The organism is Streptomyces sp. NPDC054956 (assembly GCF_053609185.1).
Window position 1 is genome coordinate 40,120 of record NZ_JBSGXB010000021.1, and the last position, 8,849, is coordinate 48,968.

General features: G+C 69.6%; 9 protein-coding genes and 1 pseudogene. 2 read left to right on the forward strand and 8 right to left on the reverse strand.

The annotated features are described in order from the left end of the window. Positions 1-291: 291 nt before the first annotated feature. Positions 292-712 (forward strand): annotated as a pseudogene (locus ACWGDE_RS06660) (IS5 family transposase); the annotation flags it as partial. A 6-nt stretch (positions 713-718) separates the two neighbouring features. Here ACWGDE_RS06660 and ACWGDE_RS06665 read toward each other — a convergent pair. The 3 genes from ACWGDE_RS06665 to ACWGDE_RS06675 form a co-directional block, all read right to left on the reverse strand. Further along, the gene (locus ACWGDE_RS06665) at positions 719-1,036 is read right to left on the reverse strand and encodes a DUF2625 family protein (RefSeq protein WP_453387890.1); all 318 of its coding nucleotides are present in this window, start codon (positions 1,034-1,036) and stop codon (positions 719-721) included. 352 nt (positions 1,037-1,388) lie between these two features. Continuing rightward, a complete protein-coding gene (locus ACWGDE_RS06670; protein ID WP_453387883.1) occupies positions 1,389-1,979 on the reverse strand; it encodes an SMI1/KNR4 family protein in 591 nt (196 codons plus the stop codon). A 97-nt stretch (positions 1,980-2,076) separates the two neighbouring features. Then, positions 2,077-2,499: an SRPBCC family protein gene (locus ACWGDE_RS06675; protein WP_453387884.1), complete on the reverse strand. Its 423-nt coding sequence runs from the start codon at positions 2,497-2,499 to the stop codon at positions 2,077-2,079. Positions 2,500-2,522: 23 nt separating this feature from the next. Between ACWGDE_RS06675 and ACWGDE_RS06680 the strand changes: the two genes are divergently transcribed. Then, positions 2,523-2,987 carry a MarR family winged helix-turn-helix transcriptional regulator gene (locus ACWGDE_RS06680; protein ID WP_453387885.1) on the forward strand — a complete coding sequence of 155 codons (465 nt, stop codon included), beginning with the start codon at positions 2,523-2,525 and terminating at the stop codon, positions 2,985-2,987. Positions 2,988-3,177: 190 nt separating this feature from the next. Here ACWGDE_RS06680 and infA read toward each other — a convergent pair whose 3' ends face one another. From infA to ACWGDE_RS06705, 5 genes are all read right to left on the reverse strand, one after another. Further along, positions 3,178-3,399: a translation initiation factor IF-1 gene (gene infA / locus ACWGDE_RS06685; protein WP_401180220.1), complete on the reverse strand. Its 222-nt coding sequence runs from the start codon at positions 3,397-3,399 to the stop codon at positions 3,178-3,180. An 80-nt stretch (positions 3,400-3,479) separates the two neighbouring features. Then, a complete protein-coding gene (locus ACWGDE_RS06690; protein WP_453387886.1) occupies positions 3,480-4,277 on the reverse strand; it encodes a GNAT family N-acetyltransferase in 798 nt (265 codons plus the stop codon). Positions 4,278-4,605: 328 nt separating this feature from the next. Then, on the reverse strand, positions 4,606-6,459 hold the full coding sequence (locus ACWGDE_RS06695; protein WP_453387887.1) for a methyltransferase: 1,854 nt from the start codon (positions 6,457-6,459) through the stop codon (positions 4,606-4,608). 194 nt (positions 6,460-6,653) lie between these two features. Beyond that, positions 6,654-7,886, reverse strand: a complete 1,233-nt coding sequence (locus tag ACWGDE_RS06700) for a 4-hydroxybenzoate 3-monooxygenase (RefSeq protein WP_453387888.1) — start codon at positions 7,884-7,886, stop codon at positions 6,654-6,656. Positions 7,887-8,145: 259 nt separating this feature from the next. After that, the gene (locus tag ACWGDE_RS06705; RefSeq protein ID WP_453387889.1) at positions 8,146-8,712 is read right to left on the reverse strand and encodes a DUF4291 domain-containing protein; all 567 of its coding nucleotides are present in this window, start codon (positions 8,710-8,712) and stop codon (positions 8,146-8,148) included. Positions 8,713-8,849 lie beyond the last annotated feature (137 nt).

Genomic DNA, 8,849 nt, shown 5'->3' on the forward strand with positions numbered 1-8,849 from the left:
CCGAGAATCCTCACGCGCAGGTTCGTTGCGCTCCGGCTAGTCGATGACGGCGGCGCTCGATGCCCTCGCGGTTCTGCACGTCACCACCAGCCGGCCGGCCGGAGCGGACTACGGCCGGTTCGACCAAGGGGCCGTCTCAACTGGGTTGATCACTAGGCTCGCTCTTGTGACATCGTGGGTGGCGCGGCCGGTTCCGGACGGGTCGGGGGAGTTGTTTCAGCGGGTGGTCCCCGGCTGCTCCGGTGCGTCCCCAGAGCGGTGGCCGACGGGCAGGTTCGCCGAGTGGAGCTCGGCACGAAAGGCTCAAAGATCCACTTGATCGCCGAGCGGTCCGGTCTGCCCCACTCGATCGGGGTCTCCGGCGCGAACACCCACGACAGCCAGCCTTGAATCCCTTGTCCGCGGCATCCCGCCCATCCGATCCCGTCGCGGACCGCGACGACGGCCCGCCAAACTCCATGGCGACAAGGGGTACGACTCCGACCACCTGCGAACGTTGCCGCGCTCCCGCAACATCACCCCGCGCATCGCCCGGAAAGGCATTGAACCCTCTCAGCGCCTGGGTCGCCACCGTTGGACAGTGGAACGAACGGTGGCCTGGCTCGCTGGATGCCGCCGTCTGCACCGCCGCTACGAGCGCAAGGCCGAACACTTCCTCGCGTTCGCCGGCATCGTCGCCACCCTCGTCTGCTACCGGCGTCTGGACAGGTGAGCCGGTTCATGCGACGCCGAGGAACCCCGGGTCAGCGCCGTCGAACTGAAGGCATGAGTCTCGGCTCACGCCAAGGAGTTCCGCCATGGGCACCGCGCGACGGCTGGTCGCCGACAGGTCCTGGCGGGCCTCGGCCGACCACAACGGCGGGAAGAACGACAGTCCCTGCCGGCCCTCCAGCGCTGCGACCTCACTGCGCCAACCGTCCCACCGCAGGCTTTCATAGAACTCCTGGAGTCCTCCGGAGAAGATCCAGGACAACCATGCCGAGTGGCCGGCGCCCAAGGCCTCCCAGCCGAGCGCATCAGGGGCGAAGTAGATGATCTCGCCGGGATCACCGGGCCGACCGGCCTCACGGGGGTGACCCCCCCGTTGAGCGCGAAGACCCCGCCCAGCACGTCGTGCGCAACCACGAGACCAGCGCCGGGCGACTCTCCCCGGAAGCGTGACGCTTCCGCGAACGCTTCCCTCCGCACAGAATCAGGCAGCAGACTCACCCTCACGGCCTTCGTCGTGGTCACGTGCACCTTGGTCGGAGCACATGATCAGACGAGGGCCGCCCCCACGTCCGGCGAATGCCCAGGTGAGCGACCTAGTGCGAGACGTCGTTCGATGCCGGATGCCACATCGATCCAAACCTGCCGATGCGAGTGCAGTCCACCGGACTTGACAACGCTCACCAGTCGATCTCTCCGTCCTCGGCTACGGAGGGATGGGCGACGGGATCGAGCCGGTCGGTCCGATCGTGGTGTTCCATGGCCTCAGCCACCTCGTGGAGCCAGGTTCCAAGGCTCGGCCACCCCAGGAAGTAGGCATAGTCGGCGTGCGGGGCGCGACCGAGATGGTCACGCCACAACCCCGGGCCCGCATCGATGAAGTGCTCATCGCCATCGCCGCCAGCGAAGGGGATCCACTCCGTTCCCCACCAGGGAGTCTCCTGCTCGTCTGGGTCGTCCTCACCCTCCCAGATCGTCATGCGCCTCTGTCTCACGTCGGCGATTGCATCCGTGGAGTACAGCGGGCCGCACGGCAATATGCCGAGATAGGACGAATCCCCGTCGTGGCACAGCAGTGACGCGCGCAGGTCGGTGGGAAGACGTAGGCCCAACGCGACTTCGAGCTGGTCGACGGCATGCGGCGAAGCCGGAGGAGCAAGCTCTGCGAGTCGAGCGGGCGCATTCCGGGCCAGCCATGTGTCGATGCGCTGCCAGGAGGTGGCAACGGGAGGAATCACCGGCGTGATGCCGATCCGAGGCGGCTCAATCATGAGCTGAAGCATCTCACCCGGGTTCAGCAGCAGGCTGCGAGGTGCAGGTTACGAGCGCTTCTCATGTGCTTGGGCGGGCTGGAAGATAAAGAACAAGCTAAGGGCGGGCGGAGCTGAGTTCGCGGGCGTAGGAGGCGAGGGCGGCAAGCTGATGGGGGAAGTCGGCGCCGACGACTTCGGCTGATGGTTCCTGCATGGCGATGGTGAAGGTGACTCGGCATCCACCGGCGCCGTCGGGCTCGATGCGGTGGGTGAACCGGCTGGGGACGTCGTTCACGGACACGTCGTCGCTGTAGCCCACCCCGGGAATCACGTCTACGAGCGTGGTCCTCGCCGGTGCGGGCATGAACCCGAACTTGATCCACTGGATGGTGCCGTCGATGAAGGGGCCGTCCAGGGTGACGGATTCGACCCGTTCGTCCCATGCCGGGTGATGTTCGGTCGGGCCGGAGAGGATCTCCCAGATGGTCTCCGGTGACACGTCAGGCATCTCGAGGGTGTGCGAGTGGTGGTAGGTCACCGTGCGATGATACACATTAGTATGTGGCACATAATAATTTTGAAGCTATCGATGTAGTCCAGGCCTGGGCCCGTCTGGAGCGTGCTTTCGCCAAGCTCAACCAAACCCTCGAGCGCGACTACGGCCTGACCGGCCAGCAGCTGGCAGTGTTGCGGATGGTCGCCGACTGGGCCGGCCCTGGTCAGGCCGTGCCTCTGGCGACACTGCGCGAGCGTCTCTTCATGCATCCCGCCACGATCGGACAGCTGCTGGACCGGTTGGCCGATCGAGGCTTGGTCGTACTCGCGCCGGACCCGCAGGATCGCCGTCGGCGCCTGGTCCACGTCACGGAGCAGGGGGGCGGGGTGCTGGCCACCGCTCCGCTGGCCGGTCCGGTGAGGCTGCGTCATGTAGAGGTCGAACCCGAACGGCTGGGACGCCTCGCCGAGGCACTGGACGACGCCGTCGCCCTGTTCGGGCTGCAGGATTACGGGCCCGAGCGCCGGTGATCGGCGTCCGGCGGCAGCCGGCAGTGGGCCCGCCCTCGAAGGATCTGTACGGGACCTGCGGCCACCGGCTGATCTTCGGTCTTCACGCACCGACGATCAGCGGTGGCCGCGCCCGTTACCGGACAGGCCCCGACCAGTAAGACTTCGATCCACAGCTGGAGTACTGGACGGACTCCTGGAACGGCGCCCGTTACCTGTAGCGGTAGAGGATGCGGCCGCGGGTGAGGTCGTACGGGCTGAGTTCCACGATCACCCGGTCGAACGGAAGGATCTTGATGTAGTTCTTCCGGATCTTCCCACTGATGTGGGCGAGCACCTTGTGCCCGTTCTCGAGCTCCACCCTGAAGTTTGCGTTACGCAGACACTCGATGACGGTGCCCTCGGTCTCGAGGGCGCCTGCTGCTCTTGGCAAGTTCGCTCACTTTCCCGTTCTGTGACGGTGTGGTTGGCAATGAAATGAATGGCGGTGTGGACAGTGGCCCCGGCGGGGCGTCAGCGGCGCACCAACTCAAGGTTACGACTGGCAAGTTGAGCTCCGGCGCTCGTGAACAAGGCCAAGGCCGCTTCGTTGGATTCGTCGACTTCGGCCCGCACGGTCGCGACCCCGGAGAGGTGCAGCCCGCCCAGGACCGAGGCCAGCAGCGCCCTGGCGATGCCGCGGCGGTGCTCATCGGCCCGAACCGCGATCAGGCCGATGCGCGGTTGCCGGGGACGGGGAGCCAGTCGGACCATCCCCACGTAGCGATCGGCCTGGACTGCCACCGCGTACTTCGACGGGTCCACCACGGTGACCCCGGCCGGGAGCGGAATCACCTCGGCCGGCATCCGCCGCCAGCCGACCGTGGCCTCGACCTCGTCGCGAATGGCCCGGTCCAAGGCGTACAGGGGTTCCTGCTCCGCCTCTCCGAGGGGGACGATCCGCACGCCCGAGGGCGGTTCTGCGAGGCCGAGCCCCGTGGCCGCGGGGTCGGTGGGCACGATGTACTCGCGCTCCCGCCTTCCGATCGCGAAGCCGGCCCGTTGCCACCCGGATGCCGAGTCGAGGTCGCCCTCGTCGACCAGCGTGTGGAGGGGGCCCGGGAGGTCCGCCACCATTGCGGCGGCGAGGTGGTCGAAAGCCCCGGTGTGCCATGCGTCGATGCTGAGGAAGAGACGCCCGTCGGGCCGGCTCGTCGCATCGCCGCGGCCGACCGGCCGGTCGCCTTCGAGGGCATGCCATTCGTGTTCCGCGACCCGTGTGATCGCTACGGCGGGATCGCCCGCACGGGGAGTGGAGGATGCGGGATTCATAGGTTTCGGCCCTTCGGGAGTGCCTTGTCGTTGAGGCACTCCCGGCGACGCCTGCGTCAGCCGCCCACCGTGACGGAAAGGGGGAGTGCCCACCTGCATACAGCGTTCATGGGTCACACCTCCTTCGTTCGGTCACGTCCTCCGGCACCGTACAGACCGGTGACCGGTGCGGCCAAATCCTTTTCGCCGTGGACGGGAGCCGGGTGCCCGGCTCAGCCCTCCCCAGGAGTCCGGCCCAGCGCGGGTCGGTCAGGGATGGCGTCCTGGCCGCGCCACGTCCCAGGGCCCCGCGTGCCGTGGGACGTGGGGCGTGATCATCGCGGGCCGCTCAGCCCCGGGACGAAGGCGCCGGCAGCCGGGTCGCGGCGTCCGTGGCCGTCTTACGGGCGTGCAGGACGCTCGCGCCCAGAGGCAGCGGTGAGTGGCCGACGAGACGGAGGCCGGCGTCGTCGAGCAGTTCCGCGTAGTGGTCGGCCCGGCGCTCGCGCCCGCCGACGTTGCACATCATGTGGAGGTCCCAGGCCGTGGCCAGCGACGGCGAGCCGTCCGACGGCAGCAGCCGCTCCACGACGAGCAGGTCGGCGTGGGCCGGCATGGCCCGGGCGCAGTCCCGCAGGATCTCCCGGCAGCGGTCGTCGTCCCAGTCGTGCAGCACCCGGGACAGGACGTACACGTCGCCGCCCGCAGGCACGTCAGCGAAGTCGCCCACCCGGTAGGTGCAGCGGGCCCCCACGCCCAGCGCGTCGAGGTGCCGGCGGGCGGCCTCCGCGACGTGCGGGCGTTCGAGCAGGACGCCGTCCAGGGAGGGGCGCGCCGTCAGGATGCGGCCGAGCAGCTCGCCGGTGCCGCCCGCGACGTCCACGACCGTCCGGCGGCGGGGTACGGCGTGGGCTTGAGCGCCGATCTGAGCGCCGACCTGGGCGCCGGCTTCGGCTCCGGCCGCGACGAGGACCGGGTGCGCGGGCAGCGGATCGAACATGCGCCCGCTCGCGGCCATGGACTGGTCGAAGCGTTCACCGAGTTCGGGCTGGCGGGCGAAGTAGTCGAAGTGGTTCTCGCCGAAGAGCTGCTCGAAGCCGGTCTGCCCGGTGCGCACGGCATGGACCAGCAGCGCGAACGACTGGTAGAACGCGCCGCCGTACATGAGGGCCAGCGACCGCATCGACCCCGGCGAGTCCGCGTGCAGCAGTACCCCGAGTTCCGTGAGGCGGAAGCCGCCCGGCTGCGCCGCCACCACGCCCAGCATGGCGAGGTAACGCAGCAAGGTGGCGAGGTTGCCCGGGTCGGCCTCGACGGCCCGAGCCAGGGCATCCACGCCGATGACGCTACGGGGCCCCGTGCCGGCCCCGGCGTCCATCGCCTCGGGCAGCCGCAGTTGCGCGCACGCCGCGAGGGCTTGGGTCGTCCAGGCGCCGGTCATCAGGCGCAGGAGCGTTTCCGCCGGCTGACCGTCCTGGCAGGCGGCGAGGTGGGGGGTGAGTACGCTGCGGTGGTCGCCGCTCGCGTAGAGCTCGACCCGCCGGTACCCGGCCTTGGAGTCGGGGGGTGCCCCGACGTCGACCACCGTGCCGTCCTCGTGCGGGTTGTAGCCACCGCCGTCGGCGAGCGCACCGTGCCGCGCGAAGGTCTCGCACAGGCCGCGCAGCACCAGCGGGTCCGGCCGCTCGACCTCGAAGGCGAGGTGCGCCTCGTGGTCCCAGGCCCGCTCGTGCACGGCGACTTCCGTCAGCTCCGAGCCCGGCGGGACGGACAGGGCGAACACCTCGACCATCCGGCGCTCGCCGTCGGTGCAGTGCACCGAGGGGCGAAGAATCCTTACGTCCAGTTCCCCGGCCTGGCGTCGATGACGCAGGGCCAGCCGCTCCCGTACGACCACGCTCGGCTGCGCCACCGCGTCCCCGTCGAGTCCGCAGGCGGTCAACTGCTGCCGCAGGGAAGGGTCATCGGGCGGAAAGACGAGCAGCGCGGCGTGCGCGAAGCGGCAGCGGTCGGCCAGCGCCCGCAGTTCCAGGCCGTCGAGACCGGGCAGCAGGAGGCGCAGCAGGGTGGCGGTGTCCTGGTGTCGGACGAAATCGACCGCGGCACTCAGGCGGGCGGTGTCGCCGGGGGCTTCCGCAGGCGGGACCTCGGCGGCTTCGGTGGCCTCGATGGCCTCTGCGGGTGTCGAGATCGGTGTCGTCATGGAATAGACATCCTCGTTCTGGTCCATTGAGGTACTCGGGAGGTGCTGGACGTGCTTCGGTGGGGGAGGAGCGGCGGGAGCGCGGGGGCGGCCGGGGCGGGCAACGGAGGCGGCTCGCGGGCATGGGGAACGCACGCACGGCAAGCCGAAGGACCGGCCGGTCTCAGGGGTCTGGGTGACGAGGGGCCGGATGCTCAGAGGCCGACGTAGTTCTCCGCGAACCAGTCCTGCTGGGTGCGCGAAGTGCGCAGCGCCTCGATCCGGGAACGACGCAGCCGGTCCTGGAAGAGCGAGCCGTTGCCCGGGCCCTCCTGCGGGGTGCCCGCCTCAGGCTCGGCGTGCAGCAGCCGGATCATCCAGTGCGAGAACTCCTGCGCGCGCCAGATGTACGCCAGGCACTGCGCCGAGTAGCGGTCGAGCGGGGCGGGATCGGAGCGCGTGAGGGCGGCGGTGAGGGCGTGGGCGAGGATCTCCGCCTCGAGCACCGCGAGGTTCGCGCCCTTCGCGGCGGACGGGCTGATCAGGCTGGCGGCGTCCCCGACGAGGAAGAGCGAGCCGTGGCGCAGCGGCTCCAGTACGTCGGACTCCAGGTCGACGACGGTGCGTTGGGTGATCGGGCCACGCCGGAGCGGTCCGTGGTCGGCCGCGCCCAGGCGCAGCGCGAGTTCGTCCCAGATCATGTCGTCGGACCAGGCGTCGGGGGTGGTTCCGCGCGCGATCTGGAGGTAGTACCGCGTGACCTCGGGGGAGCGGGCCATGTGCCCGGCGAAGCCCCGGGGGTGGATCGCGTAGCCCACGGCGTCGAGGCTCGGCGGCGCCTCGGTGAGGAGACCGAGCCAGGTCACGCCGTGGTCGCGGTGGTAGCGGCGGACCGCCCCGGCCGGGAGCGAACGCCGGGAGGCGCCGTGGCGTCCGTCGCACCCGGCGACGTACCGGGCGTGCCACCGGCTCGGGCGGCCGTCCGCGTCGTGCACGTCGACCGCGGGCCGCGTACCGTCGGCGTTGCGCACGGCGTCGGCCTCGGTCTCGAAGTGGATCCGGCCGCCGTTGGCCAGGTACCGCGCCAACAGGTCGGTGACCAGCTCGTGTTGCGGATAGACGGTGTGCTGCTCGCCGGCGCCGAGGCGGCTGTAGTCGAGCCGGAAGCGATCGTCCTCGGTACGGAACTCGCAGACTCCGTGCTGTTGTCCGCGGCGCCGGAGGCCCTCGGCGAGGCCGTGCCGATCGAGGAGGCGCACGGTGTGCTCGGCGAGATAACCGGCGCGCGCCCTGGTCTGTACGTGCTCGCGGGCGGCCCGCTCCAGGATCACGCAGTCGACTCCGGCTACGAGTAAGAGGTTCCCGAGAACCAGCCCCGCGGGCCCGGCCCCGAGGACGACCACGTCGGCCGAGTCCTGTGGCGTTCGGGTGTTCTGACCTGCTGTCATGAAGGTGGATCATAAGCGCAGGAAACTTAGCGGATTGACATAAATCACCCGAATGCCACAGTGACGGATGGGGTTATTGAGGTCTGAGGGACAGCAGTGAACGAGAGGGCCCTACGGCACGAGCCCGCCCCGGACGCCAGGATGAGCCGCCGGGCGCCGATGGGTAAGCGGCGTAGTCCAGGCACCGGTTGACGATCCGGGGCGTTTGTCGAAAGCGCTCGTCGCGCGGTGATCATGGGCGGATCCCGCCGGCCCGTCGTCATCTACCCGGGGAAACGATCTCCTCCAGGGTGCGGGGCAGCGGATAGGTACGCTCCGCAGGGAGCAACCGCTGCGCCTTGGCGGCCTGCCCGGTTTGTATCAGTGCGGAGGCCTTGCGGATCTGGGGGGTGAGGTCGGTGAGGCTGACGATCCAGTCGTCGGTGAACGTGCGGATCAGGTGGCGGCTGATGCCGACCTGGATGCTGTAGTGGTTCAGTGCCGTTCCGCGCGGCGAGCGCTCCGGGTCCCACTGGACATGAACGGCTGCCCGGGCCACTGCCGCCGGGTCGGCGGTCGTCAGCACGGCCTGGGACAGGGCTTCCTCCCAGCCCTCCCGAGTGATCCGCACCGCGAGAACACGTTCCTGGCCCGGCTTGCGGGCCCAGTTGCTGCGGTGCATCAACCACATGAACGACGGCTTGATCCACGTCATTCGGTGGAACGAGAACGGCGCAACGAAGCGGCCCGCCCGCAGTGCCGCGTCGGCGATGGCAGGCGAGTACGCCTGGTAGACCACGATCGTGCGCGCATCGTGGTCGGCGCGAATCTGATACTGGGGCGTCATGCGCCGCACCCTGCCAGCTGGTCCGTCGGGGGGGCGAGGCAAATTCGCCTCACCCCGCCGCGGCAGGTCAGTCCGTGCCGACGACCTTCACGGTGACCGGGGTACCGGCCTCGACCGTGCGGCTGACGGTGCAGAGC

What these genes read in the sequence shown, in the direction of transcription:
- ACWGDE_RS06670 (WP_453387883.1), bottom strand. Translation starts at nt 1,979, where the DNA reads ATGATTGAGCCGCCTCGGATCGGCATCACGCCGGTGATTCCTCCCGTT.
- ACWGDE_RS06690 (WP_453387886.1), bottom strand. Translation starts at nt 4,277, where the DNA reads ATGAATCCCGCATCCTCCACTCCCCGTGCGGGCGATCCCGCCGTAGCG.
- ACWGDE_RS06695 (WP_453387887.1), bottom strand. Translation starts at nt 6,459, where the DNA reads ATGACGACACCGATCTCGACACCCGCAGAGGCCATCGAGGCCACCGAA.
- ACWGDE_RS06700 (WP_453387888.1), bottom strand. Translation starts at nt 7,886, where the DNA reads ATGACAGCAGGTCAGAACACCCGAACGCCACAGGACTCGGCCGACGTG.
- ACWGDE_RS06705 (WP_453387889.1), bottom strand. Translation starts at nt 8,712, where the DNA reads ATGACGCCCCAGTATCAGATTCGCGCCGACCACGATGCGCGCACGATC.